A 24,924-nucleotide genomic window follows, 5' to 3' on the forward strand; every position below is an offset into this window, starting at 1 on the left:
CTGCGCCTCGGAGCGAGCCCGAGGCGCGCCGGCGTCGCTGGTCTAGTCTTAGCCGGAAACGGACCGCTGCCGGCACGGCTTGCCGGCAGCCTGAGGGCGATGACGGATCATGGCGAGCCACGGCGCGGATACGGCGTTCCTGACCTTCTCCAACGTGAAGAAGACCTACGACCAGCAGACGCTGGTGGTTAAGGACTTCAGCCTGGAGGTGGCGCGCGGCGAATTCATCACCCTGCTCGGCCCTTCCGGCTCCGGCAAGACCACCTGCCTGATGATGCTTGCCGGCTTCGAGGACGTTACCAGCGGCGAGATCCTCATCAACGGCCGCAACATCACCAGCATCCCGCCCTACCGTCGCAATATCGGCATGGTCTTCCAGCAGTACGCGCTGTTCCCGCACATGACCCTCCGCGAGAACCTCGCCTACCCGCTCAAGTTGCGCAAACGGCCGGCCGCCGAGATCCGCGCGCGGGTCGACGAGTACCTGGCGCTGGTCGAGCTGCAGGGATTCGCCGGGCGCTATCCGGCGCAGCTCTCCGGGGGACAGCGGCAGCGCGTGGCGCTGGCGCGTGCGCTGATCTTCGCCCCGGACATCGTCCTGATGGACGAACCGCTGGGCGCCCTGGACAAGAAGCTGCGCGAGCAGATGCAGTTCGAGATCAAGCGTCTGCACGCGCAGCTGGAGTTCACGGTGATCTACGTGACCCACGACCAGACCGAGGCGCTGACCATGAGCGACCGCATCGCCGTGTTCAACGAGGGCGTGGTACAGCAGTGCGCGCCCCCCAACGTCCTCTACGAGCGGCCGGCCAACCTGTTCGTCGCCGACTTCATCGGCGAAAGCAACAAGCTTGGCGGGGTCATCGAGGCGGTCGAAGCCGACAGCGTCAGCGTGCGCCTGGACGACGGCACGCGGGTGCGCACCCTGAAGGCCAATCGCACCACGCCGGGTGCCGCCACCACCGTTTCGGTACGCCCCGAGAAGCTCACCTTCACTGACCGCCTGGGCGCCGTCGGCAACCGCATCCAGGCCCGCTTCGTCGATCGCCATTACGTAGGCGAATTCATCCGCTACCACTTCACCACCGCCGGCGGCACGCCGCTGGTGGTCAAGAGCCTGAACGACGGCTCGGCACCGCACCTGCGCGCACGGGAAGAGGTCACCCTGGCCTGGCTGCCGGAAGACAGCCAGGCGCTGGACCGACCGGCAGTCGCCACGACGCCCTGACTACCCCCCCACACGGCCTCCCGGCCAAGGAGTCACCGCAATGGCTAGACCACCGAAACACCTGCCCCATCTGCTCCTGGCCGTGGCGCTCGCCACCGGCAGCGGCGCCGCACTCGCCCAGGAATCGCTCACCGTGGTGTCCTGGGGCGGCGCCTACGGCGCGGCGCAGAAGAAGCACGTCATCGACCCGTACCAGAAGGAGACTGGCGTGCGCGTGCTGTTCGAGGACTACACGGGCGGCGTGGCCGAGATCAAGGCGCAGGTCGAGTCCGGCAACATCCAGTGGGATGTGGTCGACTTCGAGGTCATCGACCTGGAGCGCGCCTGCTCCGAGGGCCTGCTGGAGGACATTCCGCGCGACATCCTGCCGCCCGGCGTCGATGGCACGCCGGCCGCCCAGGATTTCATCCCCGAGGCTTTGGCCAGCGAATGCGCGGTCGGCAACATTGTCTGGTCGGTGGTGTTCGCCTACAACGAGCGCACCATCGGCGGCGCCAAGCCGGCCAGCCTGGAGGATTTCTTCGACACCGCGAAGATTCCCGGCAAACGCGCGCTGCGCAAGCGCCCGCAGGTCAACCTGGAGTGGGCGCTGATGGCCGACGGCGTGGCGCCCGAGGATGTTTACGAAGTGCTGGCGACCGCCGAGGGCCAGCAGCGCGCCTTCGACAAGCTGAACAGCATCCGCAACGATCTGGTGTGGTTCGACTCCTGGTCGCAGGCGCCGCAACTGCTCAACGACGGCGGCGCGGTGCTGGTGCAGTCGGCCAACGGGCGCTTCTACGACGCCATCCGCCAGGAGAACAAGCCGTTCGTGATCGTCTGGGACGGCCATGTCTACGACCTGGACGCCTGGGCCATCGTCAAGGGCTCGCCGAAGAAGGAACTGGCGCTGAAGTTCATCGCCTATGCCACCGGCTCCAAGCCGCTGGCCGGCATGCCCGACGTGGCGTACGGCCCGACCCGCAAATCCTCCATGCCACTGGCCGACCAGAGCGCCACCCCGCACCTGCCGACCGCGCACCTGGACCAGGGCATCCAGGCCGGCTCCGAGTTCTGGGCCGACTACGGCGAATCGCTGGGCGAGAAGTTCAACGAGTGGTTGTTGCGCTGAACCGTGCCGGCCTCGCCGCCCGCGGCGGGGCCAGGGAGACGCCATGCCCAGTCGTAGCGCGCTACTGCATGCCCTGACCGCCGGCGAAGCCCGCCAGGCCGCCGTCGTGCGCCGCCGCAAGCGGCTGCTGGCGCTGGCCTTCGTGCTGCCGCTGCTGCTGTTCATCCTGCTCAGCTTCGTGGTGCCCATCGGCAGCATGCTGTGGCGCAGCCTGTACCACCCGGCGGTGGCGGAGATGATTCCGCACACCCTGGTCGAACTGCGCCAGTGGGATGGCCAGGGCCTGCCCGGCGAGCCGGCGTTGCAACGGTTCGTCGAGGAGTTGTACGCGCTGAACCGCGAGCGCCAGTCCGGGCGCCTGGCCGAGGAGTTCAACCGCGCCTATGCCGGCATGTCCAGCGTGGTGAAGAGCACCGCGCGGCGCCTCGGCCGGCTGGATGAGCCGGCGCTGGCCACGGAGGGCGTGGCCACGCTGCTGGACAGCCACGCCAACTGGCGCAAGCCGGAACTGTGGCGGGCCATCGAGCGGGCCGGCCGCGTCTACACCTATGACTACTACCTGACCGCGCTGGACCTGGAAGTGGACGCCGAACAGGGCCTGCGGGTCCGTCAGGACACGCAGATCTACCTGCAGCTGTACGCCAAGACCCTCAAGCTGGCGCTGGTCATCACCCTGCTCTGCGCGCTGCTCGGCTACCCGCTGGCCTACTACCTGGCGAGCCTGCCCGAGCACCGCGCCAACCTGCTGCTGGTCCTGGTGCTGCTGCCGTTCTGGACCTCGCTGCTGGTGCGCACCACCGCCTGGATCGCGTTGCTGCAGACCAATGGGGTGATCAACACGCTGCTGACCGGCAGCGGGCTGCTCGACCAGCCTCTGGAAATGCTCTACACCTCGTTCGCCACCGTGGTGGCCATGACCCACATCCTGCTGCCGTTCATGATCCTGCCGCTGTACAGCGTGATGCGCGGCATCGACCCCAGCTACCTGCGCGCCGCCCTGTCGCTGGGCGCCCGGCCGTTGCCGGCGTTCGCACGCATCTACTTCCCGATGACCCTGCCGGGGCTGAGCGCCGGCACGCTGCTGGTGTTCATCATCTCGGTGGGCTACTACATCACCCCGGCACTGGTCGGTGGCACCGACGGGCAGATGATAAGCAACATCATCGCCTTCCACATGCAGCGCTCGAACAACTGGGAGCTGGCCGCCGCGCTGGGCTCGCTGCTGCTGGCGCTGATCCTGCTGCTCTACTGGCTGTACGACCGCCTGGTCGGCGCCGGCAACATACGACTGGGGTAGCGCATGGCGAGCACACCCGCGTACTACGGTTTCTGGCATCACCTGGGGCGTCTGCTGCTGAGACTCGGCGCCTGGCTGGTGCTGCTGTTCCTGATCCTGCCGATCCTGGTGATCGTACCGCTGTCGTTCAACGTCGAGCCGTTCTTCAGCTTCACCGAAGGCATGCTCACCCTGCAGCCGGAGGCCTACTCGCTGCGCTGGTACGAGCAGGTGTTCAGCGATCCGCGCTGGCGTCTGGCGATCAGGAACAGCTTCATCATCGGCCTCTTCGCCACGGCGTTGGCCACCGTGCTGGGTACCTGTGCGGCGCTCGGCCTGGCGCGCGCCGACATGCCGATGCGCCGGCTGATCACTGCCCTGCTGCTCTCGCCGATGATAGTGCCGCTGATCATCACCGCCGCCGGCATGTTCTTCTTCTATTCCAGCCTGGGCCTGGCCGGCACCCACCTGGGGGTGATCCTTGCGCATGCCGCGCTGGGCACGCCGTTCGTGGTGATCACCGTGACTGCCGCACTGACCGGCTTCGACTACAGCCTGGCGCGCGCCGCGCTGGGCCTGGGCGCCACGCCGTGGCGCATGTTCTTCGACATCATCGTGCCGCTGATCCGGCCCGGAGTGATCAGCGGCGCGCTGTTCGCCTTCATCACCTCGTTCGATGAGGTGGTGGTCATCCTGTTCCTCGCCGGGCCGCAGCAGCGCACCATTCCGCGGCAGATGTTCTCGGGGCTGCGCGAGCAGATCAATCCGAGCATTCTGGCCATCGCCACCCTGCTGATCCTGTTCTCCATCGCCCTGCTGGTGACCATAGAGCTGCTGCGCCGGCGCGCCGCGCGCCTGCGCCTGGCCCCCGCCGACTGACCGGGCGGCGCTCAGTGGCTTCCGCCCGCGCGGTGCATGGGCTTAGAATCCCGGGCATCCTGTCCATCCAGGCGGACCCGTGAGCCCGCGTGGCCCGGTCGGCGGCGATCCCGCTCGACCACCAGGCCCCCCGTCCTCGGCAACTCGTCACCGTTGATTGCCCTTCGGCGCCTGTCGCGCTCACCTTACGCAGAACAATGCGGCCAGCCGTGCCGCGCCGATTAGCCTTCAGCAGGACCCCGTCATGCCCGATTACCGCTCGAAAACCTCCACCCACGGCCGCAACATGGCCGGCGCCCGCGCCCTGTGGCGCGCCACCGGGATGAAGGACGAAGACTTCAAGAAGCCGATCATCGCCATCGCCAACTCCTTCACCCAGTTCGTGCCCGGCCACGTGCACCTGAAGGACCTCGGCCAGCTGGTCGCCCGCGAGATCGAGAAGGCCGGCGGCGTGGCCAAGGAATTCAACACCATTGCCGTGGACGACGGCATCGCCATGGGCCACGACGGCATGCTGTATTCGCTGCCCAGCCGCGAAATCATCGCCGACTCCGTGGAATACATGGTCAACGCCCACTGCGCCGACGCGCTGGTATGCATCTCCAACTGCGACAAGATCACCCCCGGCATGCTGATGGCCGCCCTGCGCCTGAACATCCCGGTGGTGTTCGTCTCCGGCGGCCCGATGGAAGCCGGCAAGACCAAGCTGTCCGCCCACGGCCTGGACCTGGTGGACGCCATGGTGGTCGCCGCCGACAGCTCCTGCTCCGACGAGAAGGTCGCCGAGTACGAGCGCAGCGCCTGCCCCACCTGCGGCAGTTGCTCGGGTATGTTCACCGCCAACTCCATGAACTGCCTGGCCGAAGCCCTGGGCCTGGCCCTGCCGGGCAACGGCTCCACCCTGGCCACCCACGCCGACCGCGAGCAGCTGTTCCTGCGCGCCGGCCGCCTGATCGTCGAGCTGTGCCAGCGCTACTACGGCGAGGGTGACGAATCGGCCTTGCCGCGCTCGATCGCCAACTTCAAGGCCTTCGAGAACGCCATGACCCTGGACATCGCCATGGGCGGTTCCACCAACACCATCCTGCACCTGCTGGCCGCCGCCCAGGAGGCGGATGTAGCGTTCGACCTGCGCGACATCGACCGTCTGTCCCGCCGTGTGCCGCAGCTGTGCAAGGTGGCGCCGAACATCCAGAAGTACCATATGGAAGACGTGCACCGCGCCGGCGGCATCTTCTCCATCCTCGGCGAGCTGGCCCGTGGCGGCCTGCTGCACACCGACGTGCCGACCGTGCACAGCAAGACCATGGCCGAGGGCATCGCCCAGTGGGACATCACCCAGACCAGTGACCCGGCCGTGCACGAGTTCTTCAAGGCCGGTCCGGCCGGCATCCCGACCCAGACCGCGTTCAGCCAGAACACCCGCTGGCCGAGCCTCGACCTGGACCGCGCCGAAGGCTGCATCCGCTCCGTGGCGCACGCCTATTCCACCGAAGGTGGCCTGGCCGTGCTGTACGGCAACATCGCCCTGGACGGCTGCGTGGTGAAAACCGCCGGCGTGGACGAATCCATCCACGTGTTCGAAGGCACCGCCAAGGTGTTCGAAAGCCAGGATGCCGCCGTGAAGGGCATCCTCGGCGACGAAGTGAAGGCCGGCGACGTGGTGATCATCCGCTACGAAGGCCCGAAGGGCGGCCCGGGCATGCAGGAAATGCTCTACCCGACCAGCTACCTGAAATCCAAGGGCCTGGGCAAGGACTGCGCCCTGCTCACCGACGGCCGCTTCTCCGGCGGCACCTCGGGCCTGTCCATCGGCCACGCCTCGCCGGAAGCCGCGTCCGGCGGCGCCATCGGCCTGATTAAGGACGGCGACAAGATCCTCATCGACATCCCGCAGCGCAGCATCAACCTGCTGGTGTCCGATGACGAGCTGGCTGCCCGCCGCGCCGAGCAGGACAAGAAGGGCTGGAAACCCGCCCAACCGCGCGCCCGCAAGGTGTCCACCGCTCTCAAGGCCTATGCCCTGCTGGCCACCAGCGCGGACAAGGGCGCGGTGCGCGACAAGGCGTTGCTGGACGGCTGATAGCCAGCCCGTAAGGCGCTTCAGAGAAAGCCCGGCGTTTGCCGGGCTTTCTTCTTTCTGGTCCGGTTGCTGCCCTTGTGGTAGCGCAGGGCTGTCCCCGAAAATCGCTTTGCGACGAATCGGCAGGCTTCGTTCCGCCAGGCTTTGCGCACTATCAAAAGGAACTCGGCATGGGCGGATCCCGCCGCTGGCTCACCCTCGTCATCGTTTCCGCCGCCCTGTTCCTGGTGGTGATCGACATGACGGTGCTGTACACCGCGCTGCCCAGCCTGGCGCAGGCTCTGCAGACCACCGCCTCGGAAAAACTGTGGATCCTGAATGCCTATTCGCTGGGCATGGCCGGACTGATGCCGGTGTTCGGCGCGCTGGGTGACCGCCTGGGGCAACGGCGGGTGTTCGTGTTCGGCATGCTGGCGTTTGGCGCGGCGTCCCTGCTGGCGGCGTTCGCACCGTCGGCGCGGGTGCTGATCCTGGCGCGGGCGTTGCTGGCGATTGGCGGCGCGGCGATGATTCCCGCCACCGTGGCGCTGATTCGTCTGACCTTCCACGATCCCAAGGAGCAGGCGCTGGCCATTGGCATCTGGGGCTCGATTGCCTCGGGCGGCGCGGCGGTGGGGCCGCTGCTCGGCGGCTTTCTGCTGGAACACTTCTGGTGGGGCTCGGTATTCCTGATAAACGTGCCGGTGATTGCCGTGGCAGTGACCAGCACGCTGCTGCTGGTGCCGGCCTACCCGGGTCAATCGAGCCAGCCGATCGATGGGCTCAGTTGTGTGCAGAGCACGGTCGGCATGGTGGCGCTGGCCTTCGGCATCAAGGAATTTGCCCAGCCCGAACCCAGTCTGGCGCTGGCGGCGGGCGCACTGGGCCTTGGGGTCCTGGGCCTGACGGTGTTCGTGCGCCGCCAGTTGCGGCTGCCCTTCCCGCTGGTAGACCTGCGCATCCTGGGGACGCCGCAGATCGCCACCGGCATTCTGGTGGCGCTGGTCGCGTCATTGACGCTCATCGGCTTCGAGCTGGCGCTCAGTCAGCGGCTGCAACTGGTGCTGGAGAAAAGCCCGCTGGCTGCGGGCGCGTTCGTGTTGCCGGTTTCGCTGGGTTCGTTTATCGCCGGGCCGCTGGCGGGCTTCGTTATTGGCCGCATCGGTGTGCTGCGGGTGCTGCTGGCCGGGTTGTTGATGACCGTCCTGGGGCTGGCGAGCTATGTGCTGCTGCGGGACGGCGCGGTCGGCCTGCAGATCATCGCGCTGGCGCTATGTGGCGTTGGCGTCGGCTCCAGCCTGACGGCATCCGGCTCGCTGGTCATCAGCCATGTCAGCGCCGAACGGGCCGGCATGGCTGGCTCGTTAGAGGGTGTGGCCTTTGAGTTCGGTGGTGCACTGGGCGTGACGCTGTTTGGCTCGCTGATGACCGGCGTCTATCTGGCCGTGCTGCGGGGCAGCGACTATGCCGTTGCCGCTGGCAGCAGCCTGGATGAGGCGCATCTGGCCGCACAGGGAATGGCGCAGGGGCAAGCCATGCTGGCGTTCGCCAAGCAAGCGTTCGAAACCGGGTTCAATGCGGTCAGCCTGGCTGCGGCGGCGGGATTGCTGATGCTGACGCTGTGGATTTCGCTGCGGCGCAAGCGCATCGTCAGCGAGGGTTCACTCATCAGCAACAAAAAGCCCGCCATCAGGCGGGCTTTGGTGTCCCGTGCCGGGCTCAGGCCTTGCCGGTGATGATCAGGTACTTCTGCATCAGCTCGTCCTTGCTCTCGACGTTGTTTTCGTCGAGCGGGATGCAGTCCACCGGGCACACCTGCTGACACTGGGGTTCGTCGTAGTGGCCGACGCATTCGGTGCACAGGTTGGGGTCGATGACGTAGATCTCCTCGCCCTGGGAGATGGCGCCGTTGGGGCATTCGGGTTCGCAGACGTCGCAGTTGATGCAGTCGTCGGTGATTTTCAGGGACATGCTACAGCTCCCGTCACGGCGCCCAGCCGTGACTACGTGACCAGTTTGCGGCGAATTGTGCCGGATTGGCGCGCGGTGCGCAGCACCGGCGCCGGGTATCAGCCCTTGAAGCGCTGGGCCAGCGCCTCGGCCACCGCCGGGTGGACGAAATTGCTGATGTCGCCGCCAAGGCAGGCGATCTCGCGCACCAGGGTCGAGGAAATATAGGAGTACTTCTCCGACGGGGTGAGGAACATGCTCTCCACGTCGGGCACCAGCTGGCGATTCATGTTGGCCAGCTGGAATTCGTACTCGAAGTCGGACACCGCGCGCAGGCCGCGCAGCAGCACGTTGGCCTGCTGTTCGCGGACGAAGTGCGCCAGCAGGGTGGAGAAGCCCACCACCTGCACGTTCGGCAGGTGCTTGGTGACTTCCTTGGCCAGCTCTACCCGTTGCTCCAGGGAGAACAGCGGGTTCTTCTTCGGGCTGGCGGCGACCGCGACGATCACCTGTTCGAACAGCCGCGAGGCGCGCTCGATGAGATCGCCATGGCCTCGAGTAATGGGGTCGAAAGTGCCCGGGTAAAGCACACGGTTCATCGCGACGTCCTGCTGGGTTGAGAAGCGCGGATGGTAACGCAGGGGATTTGTCCCGCAAAGCGCCGGATGCGCCGCGTTGCCGTGAGTCTGTGTGCGAGAAAAGCGGGGTTTTCGGTGCGCCGCGCGGCCCCACAGGGGAAGTCGAGCCGAGCGGCGTTCCGTAATCAGGCGCCCAGCCGCTCCACCAGCGCGGCGCTGAGCTTGGCGGTCAGGGCGTAGATGGACAGCTGCGGGTTGGCGCCGATGCTGGTGGGGAACAGCGAGCCGTCGTGAATCGACAGGTTCTCCAGCTGATGGTGGCGACCGAGGCTGTCCACCACCGCCTGGCGGGGGTCCTCGCCCATGGCGCAGCCGCCCATGACGTGGGCGCAGCCCAGGCGGGTGCGGTATTTCTCCAGGCGCAGTCCATCGATCAGCGTGCGCGCCTCGCCGAGGCTGCTGACGTAACCGGCGTCGGCATGTAGCGGCAACACCGCCTTGGCGCCGGCGGCGAACTGGATCTCCGCCATGTGATGGAAGGCGCGGCGCAGACCATCCCACGTGTAATCGGTGATGCGGTAGTCGAGTACCGGCGTGTCGTCGCCGCGCAGCTCGACGGTGCCTTCGGCGCTGTTCGGGTGGAAGCCGTCGCGCATCAGCGCCAGCATCATGTTGGTGTGTGGCAGCTGCTCCATGCGCAGAGCGTTGTCCACGCCGAAGCGGCCGAGCAGTGTGCTGGCCAGCGCCGGGTGCAGCGGCGGCACTTCCAGCTTGTAGGACATGCGGCCGCTGACGCCGTCCTGCCACTGGAAGTGATCCGAATACACCGATTGCGGCGCGCCGTAGAAGGGGTTGATGACCTGCTCGAACTGCGCCGCCGAGAAGTTCACCAGATGCAGGAAGGTGCGCTTGCCGGTGCGCTGGTACGGATCCGGCGCGGCGGAGCGCATGAGCAGCCCGGGGGTGTTGATGCCGCCGCAGGCCAGCAGGTAATGACGCGCCTTGATCAGGACGCGCCGGCCGCGGGGTTCGACGCAGCGTGCGTCCATGCCTTGGCATTCCAGGCCGACCACCCGCTCGCCGTCGATCAGCAGACGCTGGGCGCGCGCCATGTAGAGCAGCTCGCCGCCCTGTTCCAGCGTCGCCGGCAGGGTGGTGACCAGCATCGACTGCTTGGCGTTCACCGGGCAGCCCATGCCGCAGTAGCCGAGATTCCAGCAGCCCTTAACGTTGCGAGGGATCACCGCCCAGTGGTAGCCGAGCTTCTCGCAACCGGCGCGCAGCACATCGTTGTTGGCGTTCGGCGGCATGGCCCAGGGTTGCACGCCCAGGCGTTGCTCCATGCGCTCGAACCAGGGGGCCATTTCCGACGCGCTCAGGCCACGTACGCCATGTTCGCGGGCCCAGTGTTCCAGGGTCGGCTCGGGGGTGCGGAAACTGGAGGTCCAGTTGATCAGCGTGGTGCCGCCCACCGCGCGGCCCTGCAGGATGGTCACGGCGCCGTCCTTGCTCATGCGGCCGATGCCTTCCTGGTAGAGCGCCGGATAGGCCTCGCTTTCCTGCATGCGGAAGTCGGTGCTGGTCTTCAGCGGGCCTTCCTCGACGATCAGCACCTTCAAACCGGCGGCGCTGAGGATTTCCGCGCTGGTGCCGCCGCCGGCCCCGCTGCCGACGATCACGACATCGGTTTCCAGGGTCAGGTCGTTTTCCAGACGCGAGCCGTCGTGGGTTTTCCAGCCGCGGGCAATCCCGTCGGCGAACAGATCGGGTACAGGCATGGCAGAGGCGCCCTCGTGTTCTTGTTATGGCCGGGATTCAGACGGTCGGCGGGCCGGGGTAGCCGCAACGCGCCCAGGATTCCGGGCGCGCGTACCAGGCCATCATCACCAACTGCAGCAGCGAGGCATGACCCATGCGCAGCAACGCCAGCGAACTGTTTTCCCAGCGGGCGAGAAAGTTGCGGACCGCCTCGGGGCTGGCCGTTTCCCAGCCGCCCCAGATGCCGGTCAGCGGCCCCCGGGTGACCGGCAGTGCCAGCACGTCAAGCATCTGTCGGGTGAGCTTGAGCATTTCCGGCGACAGGTGGGCGAGCTGATGATCCAGCCCCTGAACGGTGGCGGCCGAGGCGTCCGCCAGGCGGGGCAGCTCCACGGCGCCCTCCAGCATCACCGGCACCAGGGCGGCGAGGACCGGCAGGTCGGCGGGGCGCAGCGCCTGGTAGCCCTCGGCAGGTGCGCTGGCGAAACGATCCACCAGCGCGACGGTGACGCCGGCGGTGGCCAGCACGGCGCCGCCGAGCAGGCCGATCTTGAGCAGGCTGCGGCGGCCGATGACAGGTGCGGTCAGGGTGGTCATGGTCAATCCTCCGGCTCAGCGGATGAATAGCCGGTAGACCAGCTTCTGCAGCAGCTTGCCGTACGGCGGGTAGATCAGCCGGGCGGCGTTGAAGCGTTGCTTGCTGAACACCGTGCGCGCGGTGCTGAAGGTCAGGAAGCCCTCGCGGCCATGGTAGTGGCCCATGCCGGAGGCGCCGACGCCGCCGAATGGAGCGTCGTCCTGGGCCACGTGCAACAGGGTGTCGTTGAGGCACACGCCACCCGAGCGGGTGTTCTCCAGTACGCGCTGCTGCTCGGCCTTGTCGTAGCCGAAGTAGTAGAGCGCCAGCGGGCGCGGGCGGTCGTTGATGTAGTCCAGCGCCTGGTCGAGGCTGCGGTAGGGCAGCACCGGCAGCAGCGGGCCGAAGATCTCCTCCTGCATCACCTGCATGTCATCGCGGGTGTCAAGCAGCAGGCAGTGCGGCAGGCGGCGGGCCTGGTGCTCGGCGAACAGCGGCACGCGACGGGCCCCCTGGGCTTCGGCGTCGCTCAGGTAGCCCTCCAGGCGGCGCAGCTGGCGCTCATTGATGATCGAGGTGTAGTCGGGGTTGTCCGCCAGGCGCGGGAAAAACCGCTGCACTGCTTCGCGGTAGCAGGTAACGAACTCCTCCACCCGCGATTCGGGCACCAGCACATAGTCGGGCGCGATGCAGGTCTGCCCGGCGTTCAGGGTCTTGCCCCAGGCGATGCGCTCGGCGGCGTGCTTCATCGGCACGTCAGTGGAGACGATTGCTGGCGACTTGCCGCCCAGCTCCAGGGTCACCGGGGTGAGGTTCTCCGCGGCGGCGCGCATCACGTGCTTGCCGACGCTGGTGGCGCCGGTGAACAGCAGGTGGTCGAACGGCAGCCTGGAGAAGGCGACGCCGACATCCACCTCGCCGGTGACCACCGCCACCAGGTCCTCGGGGAAGATGCGCGCCAGCAGCTCCTTGAGCACTTGGGAGAAGACCGGAGTGGACTCGCTCATCTTGATCATCACCCGGTTGCCGGCGGCCAGCGCGCCGGTGAGCGGGCCGATGGCCAGGAACAGCGGGTAGTTCCACGGCACGATGACGCCGACCACGCCCAGCGGCTGGTAGAGCACTCGGGTGGCGGCCGGCTGGAACGGCAGCCCGACACTGCGTTTGGACGGCTTCATCCAGCCCTTGAGGTGCTTGCTTGCGTAATGGATGCCCAGCACGCTGGGCATGATCTCCGCCATGCGGGTTTCATCGGCGCTGCGGTTGCCGAAGTCCTGGCTGATGGCGGCGATGATTGCTTCCTGCTCGTCCACGAGCAGCCGGCGCAGGGCGTTGAGCCAGGCGCGGCGCTGTTCGGCGCTGGGGTTGGGATCGGCGAGGAAGGCGCTGCGCTGGCGAGCCAGCAGACCCTCCAGCGAGGCTTGGGTCGAGGCAGCGGCGTCCGCGGCAAAGGCCAGATCGGCAGGCATGGCACGTCTCCTTGTTATGTGGCGGCCGGCAGGCGCGCCTGTGTATGCCTGGTTTAGAGTAAATGCTCTAGACTGTCAATTCAGCATGCCAAGCCCTGTGATGGATCACAGCCCAACGAAAAGCTGGCCGTCGGCGTTCGGCTGCCGTTCGCAACCCGACGAGTGCGGACGGTGTAACGTAGCCCGACCGCTTTGCTACCGAGTCCGCCATGTCACCAGCCCTCAGCACCCGCGAGCGCATCGTCCAGGCCAGCCTGGAGCTGTTCAACAGCCAGGGCGAGCGCAGCGTTACCACCAATCACATCGCCGCCCACCTCGGCATTTCGCCGGGCAATCTGTATTACCACTACCGCAACAAGCAGGCGATCATCGCCGAGCTGTTCGCCGCCTATGAGCAGGAGGTGCGGACCTTCCTGCATGTGCCCACCGGGCGCGGGCTGACCCTGGACGACAAGGCCGGCTACCTGCAGGCGCTGCTGGATGCCATGTGGCGCTACCGCTTCCTGCACCGCGACCTGGAACACCTGCTGGACAGTGACGCGCAGCTGGCCGAGCGCTACCGGACGTTCGCCGCGCAGAGCCTGGAACACGCCCGGCACGTCTATCAGGGCTTCGTCGATGCCGGCATCCTGTGCATGACCGCGCGCCAGGTGGACGCGCTTGCCCTCAACGCCTGGATTCTGTCGACGTCCTGGGTGCGTTACCTGTGCACCACGGCGTCGGCGGCCAGCCTGGATGAAGCCGAGCTGCGGCGCGGGCTCTATCAGCTGCTTGCCCTGGAAGAAGGCTACCTGAGCGATGGGTTTCGCGAGGCGGTGCAGGCGTACATGGAGCGGCTGCTGGCCGCCTGAGCAGGGTCAGGCAGGTCGCTCGCTGGCGCTGGGCAGGCGTTCGGGTGCCTGCGCGCGCCCATGCACTTCGCCCAGCCAGGCGGGAATGCGCCGCTCCAGATAGTAGTCGGGCTGGCGGGGCGTGCCTTCGATGAAACCGACATGCCCGCCCTGGCGGCTGAGCTCGAAGCGTGTGGTAAGGGACAGCTCCCCGGTCTCCGGCAGGCTGTGGCGAAACACGAAAGGATCGTCCTCCGCCTGGATCAGCAGCGTGGGCACGCGGATACCGCCCAGGTAGTAACGGCTGGAGGCGCGGCGGTAGTAGTCGGCGGCGTCGGCGAAGCCATGCAGCGGCGCGGTCACCCGGCCGTCGAAGTCCCAGAAGGTGCGCAGCTGCGTGAGGGGTCCGAGTGCCTCCAGGCACCGCAGATGTTCCTGCAGGCCCTGTTCGCGGAAGTGTTGCTGCTTGGTCTGCACATAGGCACGCATGGCCTGCATGAAGTGGCGCTGGTACACGCGTGAAAAGCCCAGGGCGATGCGGTCCGCGCACTGGTCGAGGCGGTATGGCACCGACACCGCCACCGCGCCTTGCAGTGGGCAGTCGCTGCCGCTTTCGCCCAGGTACTTGAGCAACACGTTGCCGCCCAACGAATAGCCGGCCGCGTAAAGCGGAGCCAGCGGCCGTTGCGCGCGCAGGTGGGCGACAACCTCGGCCAGGTCGTCACTGGCGCCGGAGTGATAGGCGCGCGGCAGGCTGTTCGGCTCGCCGGAACAGCCCCGCCAGTTCAGCGCGACGCTCGCCCAGCCTTGCTCCGCCAGGCGCTGCTGCAAGCCGAGCACATACAGCGAGGACGACGACCCGGTCAGTCCGTGCAGCACCAGCACCAACGGTGCCCGGGCATCGTGGGGGCCGTGCCAGTCCAGATCGAGGAAGTCGCCATCCGCCAGCCACAGCCGCTCGCGCTGGCGCGCCAGTTGCGGTGGTGTACGAAAGAACGGCGACCAGAGGGTCTGCAGATGCGGGCCAGGTAGCCACCAGGCGGGACGGAACGGGTGCATGTCGGAATCTTGAATCGTTCGTGCTCGGAAGTTCAGCGTAGAAGCGCAGCGGAGTGAGGGGAAGCGCGGTTGTCGGCGCGGCGGTCTATGTCTTTGGAGAGATGGGGACGGTCGGGGCCGGATGCTAGAGTCTCGCTGCCCGCTTCCAAAGAGAATTTCCTGCATGAATATCGTCGAATTTGCCGATCTGCTGCGCGCCGCCGAGCAGCAGGCACAGCCGCAACGTCTGCTGATGGTGTTCGTCAGTGCGGAGCTGCCCGCCGATGCCACGGCCGAGGAGCGTCGCCGTTTCGAGGCCGGCGCGGGTGGCAACCTGCGCCCGGTGCTCTGTGTGGACAAGTTGCCCGCCGAGCTGACCGACTTCCCCGCCTTGCGCGACGAGGCCGCTCGCACCGGCATCAGCTGGGACCTGGTGTTGGTCGCCGGCCTCTCCGGGCGCGGTGGCGTCGCGCCCTCCAGCGACGCGGCCGAGCAGCCGCTCAAGCAGATGGTGGCCGCCATTGAGAGCGGCAGCATTGGCCAATTCCTGGGGTTTGATCGGGATGGGCAGGTGGTGGCGTTCTACTGAGCCCCTGGGGCGGCATAGGCGTTCCGGAGTCACCCGTAGGCACGCTCTTGCGGCACCGGCAAGCGGGCCAAGCGCTCGGCATGGTGGTTCTCCTTCGCCGCCCGCCACTGCGAAACCAGCTCCGGTAGATCGGGCCGCTGAGCGAATTCGCCGAACACGGCCTGCGGAGTAATCAAGCGTTGGCCTTGCGTCTGCAGGCGCAGCAGGGTGCGCGTTAGCTGTTGCCGCTGGCTGTGGGCCAGCTGGCTGGCCAGCAGGACGCCTTGATTGTAAAGGCGACGCAGCTCCTCCTCGCTTTTGTTGTAGAAGCGGCGGTCTTGTCGCAAGCGGACTGCGCGGCGGAACTGCAGGTAGCTCCCAGGCCTCCAGTCCGCCAGTGCGCGCTCGAGCGCCTTAACTTGCTCGGCCAGGTCGTCGGCTTCCTCTCGGCTGAACAGTTCGCCGTCCCGCTCCAGGCTGGCGGTCCAGCGCAGCAGGGTGGTCAGAGCCGCCCGACTGTAGCCGGTATCGCTGGAGTGTTCCGCCAGGGAGGGCTGTCCGCGTTGCGGCATGTCGCCCTGCAAGTCGAGAAGGCCAGCGTATTGGGCGCAGGTCAGGCTTTCCAGGGCTTCGCAACCCGGTTGCCAGAGTATCGAGGCCTCGCTCCTGGCGTCCTTCTTGCGGGGCATGAAATGCCGTTGCTCGCCATGGTGCTCGTAAGGGTCACCCTCCAGGTTGAGGAGTCCAGCCAACAGCAGCGTGACCCCGCCCAGGGGGGAGAGATGCAGGGTTGCGGTGCCCGCCATCAGCAACTTCCACTCGGCATCCAGCCATGGAGTGGGTACGCCCGGAATCAGGTCGTTGTGGTTGACCAGGCGGTGGTGAATCAGCTCCTGCGCGCCCTGTACGAAGGTCCGGTCGCCGGCACGGGGAGCACCGAAAGTGTAGAGCTGAACTTGAGGTTGTTTCGGTTCCCGCCGTAACCACTCTGCGAGTAACAAGGCGATGGCGCCGCCCAAGCTGTGGCCGCAGACCATGATGCTGTGGTCGGGGTGATAAAACGCATCCAGATAGCGTTGCACAAAGGCCTGAGCAGCTTTGAAGCCGCCATGAAACCCTCGATGTGCCTGCCCCACGCCCCCGCTGAATGGTTCCTGGCGGCCATCCAGGTCCGTCAGAATGTCCTTGAGGCCCTGGGTGCCACGTATGGAGATCAAGATCACCCGGTCGCTGTGGGTAATGAACCCCTGAGTTCCGCTGTCCTCGTGGTAGAGGAAATGCACATCCTCCGGGTTATTCCAGCCTCGCAGTGCCTCGTCCCGGTAACGGCTGGGGTCGTAAGGCATGACCTCCAGGCGCTTGGAATAAGGAACTTCCTCATACAACAGGTGATACGGCCCTGCGGTATTGAACTGAGTCGGCCGCTTTCCGCATGACAGGCCTTCGCGCAGCACGTGACCAATACTGCCGGGCTCCTTGTAAGGAGGTGGAGCGGATTGGTACGGCGTGCCGAACGGTGCTTCCTTGCTGAACGGGGCATAGACGAAGGTGCTCATCACCGCCAGGTGATAGGCGTTCAATGCACAGAAAGCCTTGTCCCGGGAGAGCAGTGGGCGGTAGGCGCGTAAGGCCTTTACTTCCAGTACGTGATGTCGATTGGGCTCCAGATCAACGCCTAACTGCTGCTGGTCTGTGGCGTTTATCAGTTTCGGTGGCCTGGGGGCCCATCCGGAGTCCGGGTCCGGCAGATGCGCCGCCGCTTCGACGAAATCGCTGACTTCCACTCGAAAGAACTTGGCGCCTTCGGCGACCGCGCGCTCCTTGGCCAGATAAGTCTGGCCGTTATGGCGCGGGCCGAAGGGAGACTGCTCGGCGGCGACTTGCAAGGCTGAAAGGGGAACATTGAACGTCTCCCTGTTGGCCAATACGTCATGCCATGAGTCGGGAGAACTGGTGTAAGGCGTAGACAGATCTAGCACCGAAACGCCGCCACAGAGATTGACGACTCGGGCATAGCCGTTTCTATCCAGGGTTCCTGTATGACTCTGGCCTTCCTTATCCTGCAGGCGGTAGGCAAGTCCCGCATAAGGCAAGCCTTGGCCATGTTCGTCCACCAAGCGGAAACTGACCCAGTGGTTGCATAAAGGGCATTCCAAGGCCTCGACCTGGTTGGCTGGTGTAGGCATCCGTACTTACTCCGTGCAGTTGGGGTAAACGGTGCATTCTCGTCCGTTCATTTCAAATGTTTTGAAGACGGGAGGACTCTGGCAGCTGACCCAACCACCGGGTTTGGGTAGGCAGGGCTTCCAGCCTTCGGGGAATTGGATCCAGCTATTGCGATAAGAAGGCTTCTCCTGCCGATCCACCGAAAAATCCAGGCGCAGCGTCTTGCCCGGCAGGTCCTCTCGCCGCAGATACGCGCCAGCCCCCTTGCAGTTCAGCAATTTGGATATGTCGTAGCGCAGCGCGCTGATCTGAAACAACCAGCCGCACACCGCCTGCTTGTTGAGGTGGCCGTCAGGCTGGAAGGTCGCCGCGCCTTCCGGCAGCACATCCACCACGCGTAGCTCGCCGTTGTCGTAGGTCTGCTGCCAGCGCTCATCGCCGTAGCGCCCCTTGATGTACAGGCCGACCCGCGCGAGCCTGGCCTGGCATATCCCCACCCGATAACCCACCGGAATGGCGAAGCGGTAGCCGTGCGGTTCGGAGTGGAACGCCGTCTCGAAGCTCTTGGTCAGCTGGCTGCGCGACACCAGCCCCGGGCAATTGGACTCGGCGACGTAGTAGTGCGCCTGGGCGCGCAGGGCGAAATCGGCGGGCAGTTCGCCTTCGAAGGTGAAGCGCTCGGCAAACAGGCTGCCGAGGGTTCCGCAGCCGCCCAGGGGCGCAGCCAGCAGGGCCAGCCAAAGGGGGCGTAACAGGTATCGGTTCATGCCATGGCCTCGGAAAAGGTGCGGCGGCAACGCGCCAGATGAGCCTCGGGAAGCTCGCCTTCGCGCGGTGACCAGGCGGCGTGCCCGGCCCACGCGGGCTGCAATTGATGGGCCAGCAGAAACTTCACCGCTTCGTTGGTGTGCCAGCCCCAGATGTCGGCCTGGGCCAGCTGTTCGTCCAGCCAGGAGACAAGGTCCTGCTTTTCGAGCAGGCGGCAGAGCGCAGCGCAGTGGCTTTGCCACAGCCATTGCTCGAGGTTGTGGCGGCGGATGGCCTGGGCGACCGCGCCGGGCTCTGGCAGCTGCAGCCAGGGCGCGTCACCCGGCACCGGGTAGTGGCCGGGCGCGGGGTTGTCGAAGCGCTGCCAACGCTGGCCGTCCCAGGCCAGGCCACTGGCAAAGGGGCCCAGCAGCAGGGGGCGCTGTTCGGGCTCGAGGGCTTGCAGGTGGCGGGCGATCACGCGGTTGTCCTGGAAGCGGTACAGCACATGCCGGCCCTGCTCCCGCACCACCGACCGTTGCGTCCAGTGCCCGGCCAGTCGCTGGAGGTCGAGCGGCTTGGCGCTGAGCAGCCATCCCCAGTTCCGCTCCGGCTGCGTCAGCCAGGCTAGCAGCCAATCCGCCTCGGCATCCTCCACGCCGACCAGACGGGGGCCGATTGCCGCCAGGTGGGACACCTCGCTGCCCTCATAGAGGTTAAGGCTCGTTCCAGACGCCGGGCGGCTGGCCCTCAGCTCGGCCTCGGCAAGCGGGTCGAGGATGAGGTACAGGTCGCGGCCCAGACGTTGTTGTTCACTGAGCCAGTGGGCGGGCGAGGTGGTCATGGCTGGCACTGTCCCTCGCCGCAGGATTCACATACCGGGCAGCGGCTGGCGCCCAGCTCCCGCGTGATCCGCGCGGCCGCCATCTGGCTCTGGGAGGGTTGCGGAGGTGCCGAAGGCGCCGGTGGGCGCTCGGCCGAGCAGGATGGGGTGGCTACGGCTGTGGCTGTTTGCCCCATCTGCGGGGGTGTGGGCAGCCGCGGTTGGGCGGTACGGGCCTGTCCTGCGCTGCCTCCTGCGTTCAGCTTGACCTGCGGCCCGACCAGGCTCACGCCCCCGGCATCCAGCCGGATGAAGCTGCCGCCGGCCTGCACGGTCAGTTCGCTGCCCGCCTCGATCACCAGCCTTTCCCCGGCGTTCAGGTGGATCTCCCGGCCCGCCTCGATGAACTGCCCCTGCCCCAGCTTCACGTGCTGGCTGCCCTGCGTGCTCAGGTGGTCGTCGGCGTTGAGTTCCACCAGGCGGTTGCCGTGGATGATGCGCTGCTCCTCGCCCCGGCGTTCGCTGTGACTGTTGGCCTGCACCGTTTCCCGATGTCGGTTGCCGATGCGCATGCTGAGGTTGTGGCGCACATGCTGCTCCCAGTCACGCTGGGCGTGCAGGTAGAGCTGTTCGGCACCCGCACGATCATCGATGCTCAGCTCGTTGCCCGCTTGGCCGTCCGGCGTGCTGCGGGTCCGCAAGACACTGCGGGTCTTGTGCTCGGGCAGCGGATAGGGCGGCATGTGCTCGGCGTCATACAGGCAGCCGGTGATCAGCGGCTGGTCGAGCTCGCCGTCCAGAAAGCCGACCAGCACCTGCATGCCAATCCGGGGCACGAGCCAGGCGCCGTAGCGGTTGCCGGCCCAGCCGCTGGCCACGCGCAGCCAGGCGCGTGTGTTCAAGTCCTGCGGCTGGCGCTCCCAGTGGAATTGCACCTGCACGCGGCCTTCGGCATCGCAACGGATTTCCTCGTTCTCCGGGCCAAGCACTGTTGCGCTTTGCGTAGCCGGCACGCGTGGTCGCAAATGCCGAGGCGCCAGGCGAACCGGCACGTCCCAGGGTATGGCGGTGAAACGGTTGTGGTAGCCAGGCTGGCCAGCGGTTCCCTGCGGGTCGGCTTCGGCATATTCCTCCAGTACCTGCGGCTGGTAGCCGTGGTGCTGCAGCCCGGTCAACAGCCAGAGCTGGTTGCAGTCTTCGCGCGGGTGGTTGCGTACGTCCATGAAGTGACCGCAGGCCAACAGTGGCTGGTCGCTGCTGCCCTCGGCCTGCCGGCAGTTCAGGCGCGTGGCTTCCAGCAAACGGCGGGCGCGCAGGCGGCCCTGACTGCGGTCATCGAAACGGCCCGGATAGGCGTACAGCTCCAGGCCGGCTGCTTGCCGGTCTTCAACCGAGGCTTGGGCCTCCAGCAGCAGGCGCGGCTGGTTGAAGTCGTGGTCGCGCAGGGTGACGCTGGCGCTGCGGGTTTCCAGGCGCACGCCAAAGCGCCTGAGCGAGGGAGCGCCGGCTTCGGGCTGGTAGCACTGGGTGGCTTCAAGCCGCGGAAAGACGGTCTGGTCGTCGCCGAACACCAGTGCGTGGCCGGTTGATTGGTGCTGGAAGTGAAAATGCAGGCCTTCCTCTTCACACAGGCGCTGCAGGAAGTTCAGGTCGCTCTCGGCGTACTGCACGCAGTGCTCGCGCGGAGGATACTCGCTGCCCAGGGCGAAGCGGCAGGCGTCGCCCTGAATGCCATGCTCGGCCAGCAGCGCGGCGAGAATCTGCGGCACGCTGCGCTGCTGGAAGATCCGGCAGTTGTGGCGCTGCTCCAGCCACGCCAGCGCCGGGCGCAGCTCGATGCGGTAATGGCTCAGGCGCTTGCCGGTTTCTTCTTGCGTGGCGCGCCAGACCAGGCCGTGCAGGCCACGACCCTTGCCGAGGTCGAGCCAGGCGGGCTGGCGCAGCAGCGTGTCCAGCGGCAGGTCGGAGTGCTCGGCCACCAGGCGCAGCACTATGCGGTACGGCTCGCCGATGGCTTCCTGGGCCTCGAAGGCGAGGACTCGCCAATCCCGGTCGGCCAGTTGCACAGAAAGGCGGGTGCTCGACATGACTATCCCTCGTCGCAGAAACGCCCCGTTCCATGGGCGCGATCAGGCGGGCGGAGTCACGCGCTCCGTTCGCCGGATGCCGAGCGGATCGCTCGGGAACCAGGCTGGAGTTGAGTCAAGGAGCGTGCCAGCTTCCCGTATCCCTCGCGGTTCAAGGGCTTGGCCGACTTCATCGGCCGGCGTGGGCGGGCTTTTGCGCGTGGCCGCACTCAATTGTGCGCAACGCATTGCTCAGGCCCAGCGGATTGTTGCGCAGCAGCGCGCAGGCCATGGCCGCCACGCTCCGGTGCGATGGACCGGCCGGGCGCTGTGCAAACGCTTGCACGCTGCCGGCGTTACGCCTGGCGCTGCCAGAGGCTGTAGTACACCTGCCCGGCATGCTTCTCGCGGTGCAGTCGCCAGTTGGCCGGCAGGCCGAGGGCCGAGGGGACGGCTTCGCTTTCGGTGTAGATCCAGGCGCCGGGGGCCAGCCAGTCGCGTTCCTCCAGCAGCTCGCAGGCTGGCACCAACAGGTTCTGGTGGAACGGCGGATCGAGAAACACCAGGTCATACGCCTGCGCCGGCTGCTCGGCCAGGTAACGCAGCGCATCGGCCTGCTGCACCTGGCCATCGGCACACTGCAGGGTCTGCAGATGGCTGCGCAGGGAGGCTACCGAGGCGGGGTTGAGGTCGAGCGCCAGAGCCTGTCCGGCGCCGCGCGACAGGGCTTCAAGGAAGAGTGCGCCGCTGCCGGCGAACGGGTCGAGCACCCGGGCGCCCGGCACATACGCGGCCAGCCAGTTGAACAGGGTTTCGCGCACCCGGTCCGGAGTCGGGCGCAGGCCGGGGCCGTCGGGGAAGCTGAAACGGCGGCTGCGCCAGTCGCCGGCGATGATGCGCAACTGGCCCGTGCCGCCGTGCGCCTTGGGCGCGGGGGTGTTCGGTCGGCGCATCAGTGCGGTACTCCGGCGGGCTGCGGCTGGGTCGACCCGGTGGGCGGCGGCAGTTCGCTCTGCGCCACCGTCGGGCCGACGGTGACCACCACGAAGGCGTCCGGATCCAGGTGGCGGTTCATGGCCGCCTTGACCTGTTCTGCGCTCAACCCCTGCACCTCTTCCACGAAACGTTCCAGGTGGTCCAGCGGCAGATCGTAGAAGCCGATAGCGCCCAACTGGCCGACGATGGCTGCGTTGCTGGCGGTGCTCAGCGGAAAGCTGCCGGCCAGCTCGCGCTTGGCCTGCTGCAACTCGGTTTCGCTCGGGCCCTCGGCGAGGAACTGGCGCACCAGCTCCTTGATCAGTGCCAGGGAGCCTTCGCTGTAGTCGGCGCGGGTCTGCATACTGATCATGAAAGGCCCGCGCGCCTGCATGGGGCTGAAGCCGGAATAGATGCCGTAGGTCAGGCCGCGCTTCTCGCGCACCTCCTCCATCAGCCGCGACCCGAAGCCGCCCCCGCCAAGCACCTGATTGCCCAGATACAGCGCCGCGTAGTCCGGGTTGCCACGGGCGATACCCAACTGGGCGATCTGCAGGTGGGTCTGGTTGGAGGGGAACTCGACATGCCGATGGCCGGGTGCGGGCGCCACGGGCTCGGCGGTCCGGGGCCGTGCCGGACCTTTGGGCAACGCCTGCGACACCTGGGCGGCGATGGCCTCGGCCTCGCTGCGCGACAGGTCGCCGACCAGTGCGATCACCGCATTGCTGGCCGTGTAGGCGCGGCGGTGGAAGTCACGCAGCTGGGCCTGGCGGATGCCGTTCAGCGACCGGGCGGTGCCTTCGCTGGGATGCGCGTAGGGATGCGCGCCGTAGAGTTCCTCGAACAGCGCCTGGCTGGCCAGCTTGCCCGGATTCTTCTTGTTGAACTCGATGCCCGACAACAGCTGGTTGCGGATACGTGACAGGGCATCGTTGGGGAAGGTAGGGCGGCCGACCACGTCGGCAAACAGGGTCAGCGCCGGCTCGCGGCGCGCGGGGTCGCTGAGGCTGCGCAGGCTGGCCACCGCCATGTCGCGGTAGGCGCCGTTGCCGAACTCGGCGCCGAGGGACTCGAAGCCGGCGGCGATGGCGTCGGCATCCTGGCCCCGGATGCCCTCGTTGAGCATGGCGTTGGTCAGCAGGGCCAGGCCGTGTACGCCGCGGTCCTGACTGCTGCCGGCGGCGAAGGTCAGGCGCAGGTCGAACATCGGCAGCTCGCGCGCTTCGACGAACAGCACCTTGGCGCCTTCGGCGGTGCGCCATTGCTGAATGTCCAGATCACGTCGGGCGGGGGCTTCATCCTTCAGTGCGGCCAGCGACGCCAAGCGCGGCTCGGTGCCGCTGGCGCAGCCGCCGAGCAGTGCCAGGGCAAGCAGCCCGCACAGGCTGCGACTCACAAGCGATTTCATCGGGCGGCCTCCTCGGGCAACACATGGGCGACGCTGAGGCGCGTGCGGGTGAAATAGGTGCGCGCGGCGCGCTGGATGTCCTCGGCGGTCACTGCCTCGAGTTCCTCCAGTTCGCGTTCCATCAGCCGCCACGACAGGCCGACCGTTTCCAGGGTGCCGATGGTGGTGGCCTGGGCGGTGATCGAGTCGCGCTCGTAGACCAGCCCGGCGATCAGCTGGGCGCGCACCCGCTGCAGTTCCTCGGTCGAGGGCGCCTCGCGCTTGAGCAGGTCGAGCTGCTCCCACAGGGCTGCCTCTACCTGTTCCAGGGTGCGCTTCTGCTGCACGTTGGGGCTGGCGGACAGCACGAACAGGCTGTCGCCACGGGCGTGGGCGTTGTACCAGGCGGAGGCGCCGCTCACCAGCTCGGCGCCGCGCTCCAGGCGGCTGGCCAGGCGGGCGCTGTAGCCACCGTCGAGCAGCGCGGCGATCAGGCGCAGGGCGTGCACGTCGCGGGGATTCTCGGCGGTGGCCAGGGCGGGCACGTTGAAGCCCATCAGCAGGCTGGGCAGCTGGGTCTTGAGGTGCAGGGTCAGGCGCCGCTCGCCCGGCTCGGTCAGTTCCAACGGACGCTTGGCCGGAACGAGGTCGCGGGCCGGAATCGGGCCGAAGTAGCGGCGGGCCAGCTGCTGCACCTCGTCGCGGGTGACGTCGCCGACCACCACCAGCGTGGCGTTGTTGGGCGCGTACCAGCGCTGGTACCAGGCGCGCAGGTCGTCGACGGTCATGCGCTGGAGATCGGCCATCCAGCCGATGGTGGGAATCCGGTAGCCGCTGGCCGGATAGGCCATGGCCTTGAAGCGTTCGTAGGCCAGCGAGCTGGGCCGGTCATCGGTGCGCAGGCGGCGTTCCTCCTGGATGACCTCGATTTCGCGGGCGAACTCGTCGGCGGGCAGTTGCAGGCTGGCCAGGCGGTCGGCCTCCAGCTCGAAGGCCACCGCCAGGCGATCCTTGGCCAGCACCTGGTAATAGGCGGTGTAGTCGTCGCTGGTGAAGGCGTTTTCCTCGGCGCCCAGTTCACGCAGGATGCGCGAGGATTCGCCCGGGCCGAGCTTCTCGCTGCCCTTGAACATCATGTGCTCCAGGGCATGAGACAGGCCGGTCAGCCCGGCCTGCTCGTAGCTTGAGCCAACCTTGTACCAGAGCTGGGAGACCACTACCGGCGCACGATGGTCTTCGCGGACGATGACCTTAAGGCCGTTGTCGAGGATGAATTCATGGGTGGGTTGGGGCGCTGCCCCAACAGCCATCAGGGGCCAATACAGGCAGCCGAGCAACAGCGCGGCGCGGCGCAGGATCACATGCTTCATGAGGAGACCTTGAAAGGGACCTGTGCGGCGGCCCGGGAGGTTTAACGCCGCCGGGCGATGAGGTGC

21 protein-coding genes are annotated in these 24,924 nt (G+C 67.0%); 8 read left to right on the forward strand and 13 right to left on the reverse strand.

What is annotated here, in order from left to right; genetic code table 11:
- Positions 1-109: 109 nt before the first annotated feature.
- The 6 genes from PT85_RS15100 to PT85_RS15125 all read left to right on the forward strand — a co-directional run bounded on the left by PT85_RS15100 (position 110) and on the right by PT85_RS15125 (position 8,292).
- A complete protein-coding gene (locus tag PT85_RS15100; protein WP_027588726.1) occupies positions 110-1,228 on the forward strand; it encodes an ABC transporter ATP-binding protein in 1,119 nt (372 codons plus the stop codon).
- A gap of 40 nt (positions 1,229-1,268) precedes the next feature.
- A complete protein-coding gene (locus PT85_RS15105; protein ID WP_039607133.1) occupies positions 1,269-2,339 on the forward strand; it encodes an ABC transporter substrate-binding protein in 1,071 nt (356 codons plus the stop codon).
- Between the two features lie 43 nt (positions 2,340-2,382).
- Positions 2,383-3,636, forward strand: a complete 1,254-nt coding sequence (locus tag PT85_RS15110; protein ID WP_234702714.1) for an ABC transporter permease — start codon at positions 2,383-2,385, stop codon at positions 3,634-3,636.
- A gap of 3 nt (positions 3,637-3,639) precedes the next feature.
- A complete protein-coding gene (locus PT85_RS15115) occupies positions 3,640-4,494 on the forward strand; it encodes an ABC transporter permease (RefSeq protein WP_027588729.1) in 855 nt (284 codons plus the stop codon).
- A gap of 244 nt (positions 4,495-4,738) precedes the next feature.
- Positions 4,739-6,577: a dihydroxy-acid dehydratase gene (gene ilvD / locus PT85_RS15120; protein ID WP_027588730.1), complete on the forward strand. Its 1,839-nt coding sequence runs from the start codon at positions 4,739-4,741 to the stop codon at positions 6,575-6,577.
- Between the two features lie 170 nt (positions 6,578-6,747).
- On the forward strand, positions 6,748-8,292 hold the full coding sequence (locus PT85_RS15125) for an MFS transporter (protein WP_065365796.1): 1,545 nt from the start codon (positions 6,748-6,750) through the stop codon (positions 8,290-8,292).
- On the opposite strand, the gene PT85_RS15130 is transcribed toward PT85_RS15125, so the two are convergent.
- The 5 genes from PT85_RS15130 to PT85_RS15150 form a co-directional block, all read right to left on the reverse strand.
- A complete protein-coding gene (locus PT85_RS15130) occupies positions 8,276-8,527 on the reverse strand; it encodes a YfhL family 4Fe-4S dicluster ferredoxin (RefSeq protein ID WP_008568547.1) in 252 nt (83 codons plus the stop codon). The genes PT85_RS15125 and PT85_RS15130 overlap by 17 nt on opposite strands.
- Before the next feature lie 98 nt (positions 8,528-8,625).
- The gene (gene coaD / locus PT85_RS15135) at positions 8,626-9,105 is read right to left on the reverse strand and encodes a pantetheine-phosphate adenylyltransferase (RefSeq protein WP_027588732.1); all 480 of its coding nucleotides are present in this window, start codon (positions 9,103-9,105) and stop codon (positions 8,626-8,628) included.
- 164 nt (positions 9,106-9,269) lie between these two features.
- Complete coding sequence (locus PT85_RS15140; RefSeq protein ID WP_039607134.1) at positions 9,270-10,862, reverse strand: GMC family oxidoreductase; 1,593 nt, start codon at positions 10,860-10,862, stop codon at positions 9,270-9,272.
- A gap of 37 nt (positions 10,863-10,899) precedes the next feature.
- Positions 10,900-11,445 carry a hypothetical protein gene (locus PT85_RS15145; protein ID WP_039562382.1) on the reverse strand — a complete coding sequence of 182 codons (546 nt, stop codon included), beginning with the start codon at positions 11,443-11,445 and terminating at the stop codon, positions 10,900-10,902.
- 9 nt (positions 11,446-11,454) lie between these two features.
- The gene (locus PT85_RS15150; protein ID WP_039607135.1) at positions 11,455-12,888 is read right to left on the reverse strand and encodes a coniferyl aldehyde dehydrogenase; all 1,434 of its coding nucleotides are present in this window, start codon (positions 12,886-12,888) and stop codon (positions 11,455-11,457) included.
- A 209-nt stretch (positions 12,889-13,097) separates the two neighbouring features.
- Between PT85_RS15150 and PT85_RS15155 the strand changes: the two genes are divergently transcribed.
- Entirely contained in the window at positions 13,098-13,739 is a 642-nt protein-coding gene (locus tag PT85_RS15155) for a TetR/AcrR family transcriptional regulator (protein WP_039607136.1), read from the forward strand.
- Positions 13,740-13,745: 6 nt separating this feature from the next.
- Here PT85_RS15155 and PT85_RS15160 read toward each other — a convergent pair whose 3' ends face one another.
- The gene (locus tag PT85_RS15160; RefSeq protein ID WP_052237715.1) at positions 13,746-14,777 is read right to left on the reverse strand and encodes a hydrolase; all 1,032 of its coding nucleotides are present in this window, start codon (positions 14,775-14,777) and stop codon (positions 13,746-13,748) included.
- Between the two features lie 163 nt (positions 14,778-14,940).
- Between PT85_RS15160 and PT85_RS15165 the strand changes: the two genes are divergently transcribed.
- Positions 14,941-15,345 carry a hypothetical protein gene (locus PT85_RS15165; RefSeq protein ID WP_039607137.1) on the forward strand — a complete coding sequence of 135 codons (405 nt, stop codon included), beginning with the start codon at positions 14,941-14,943 and terminating at the stop codon, positions 15,343-15,345.
- A 29-nt stretch (positions 15,346-15,374) separates the two neighbouring features.
- Here PT85_RS15165 and PT85_RS15170 read toward each other — a convergent pair whose 3' ends face one another.
- From PT85_RS15170 to PT85_RS15200, 7 genes are all read right to left on the reverse strand, one after another.
- On the reverse strand, positions 15,375-17,510 hold the full coding sequence (locus PT85_RS15170; protein WP_175444366.1) for a lipase family protein: 2,136 nt from the start codon (positions 17,508-17,510) through the stop codon (positions 15,375-15,377).
- A 6-nt stretch (positions 17,511-17,516) separates the two neighbouring features.
- Positions 17,517-18,257, reverse strand: coding sequence for a hypothetical protein (locus PT85_RS15175; RefSeq protein ID WP_039607138.1), 741 nt, complete (start codon positions 18,255-18,257; stop codon positions 17,517-17,519).
- Positions 18,254-19,081, reverse strand: coding sequence for a DUF4123 domain-containing protein (locus tag PT85_RS15180; RefSeq protein WP_039607139.1), 828 nt, complete (start codon positions 19,079-19,081; stop codon positions 18,254-18,256). The genes PT85_RS15175 and PT85_RS15180 overlap by 4 nt, the downstream gene beginning before the upstream one ends.
- On the reverse strand, positions 19,078-21,147 hold the full coding sequence (gene tssI, locus PT85_RS15185; RefSeq protein ID WP_039607140.1) for a type VI secretion system tip protein TssI/VgrG: 2,070 nt from the start codon (positions 21,145-21,147) through the stop codon (positions 19,078-19,080). The genes PT85_RS15180 and tssI overlap by 4 nt, the downstream gene beginning before the upstream one ends.
- A gap of 335 nt (positions 21,148-21,482) precedes the next feature.
- Positions 21,483-22,079, reverse strand: coding sequence for a 16S rRNA (guanine(966)-N(2))-methyltransferase RsmD (gene rsmD, locus PT85_RS15190; protein WP_027588742.1), 597 nt, complete (start codon positions 22,077-22,079; stop codon positions 21,483-21,485).
- Complete coding sequence (locus PT85_RS15195) at positions 22,079-23,509, reverse strand: M16 family metallopeptidase (protein ID WP_039607141.1); 1,431 nt, start codon at positions 23,507-23,509, stop codon at positions 22,079-22,081. The genes rsmD and PT85_RS15195 overlap by 1 nt, the downstream gene beginning before the upstream one ends.
- The gene (locus PT85_RS15200; protein WP_039607142.1) at positions 23,506-24,858 is read right to left on the reverse strand and encodes a M16 family metallopeptidase; all 1,353 of its coding nucleotides are present in this window, start codon (positions 24,856-24,858) and stop codon (positions 23,506-23,508) included. Before PT85_RS15200 ends, PT85_RS15195 begins: the two co-directional genes overlap by 4 nt.
- Between the last annotated feature and the right edge of the window lie 66 nt (positions 24,859-24,924).

Source organism: Pseudomonas flexibilis (assembly GCF_000806415.1).
Classification (GTDB): Bacteria; Pseudomonadota; Gammaproteobacteria; order Pseudomonadales; family Pseudomonadaceae; genus Serpens; species Serpens flexibilis.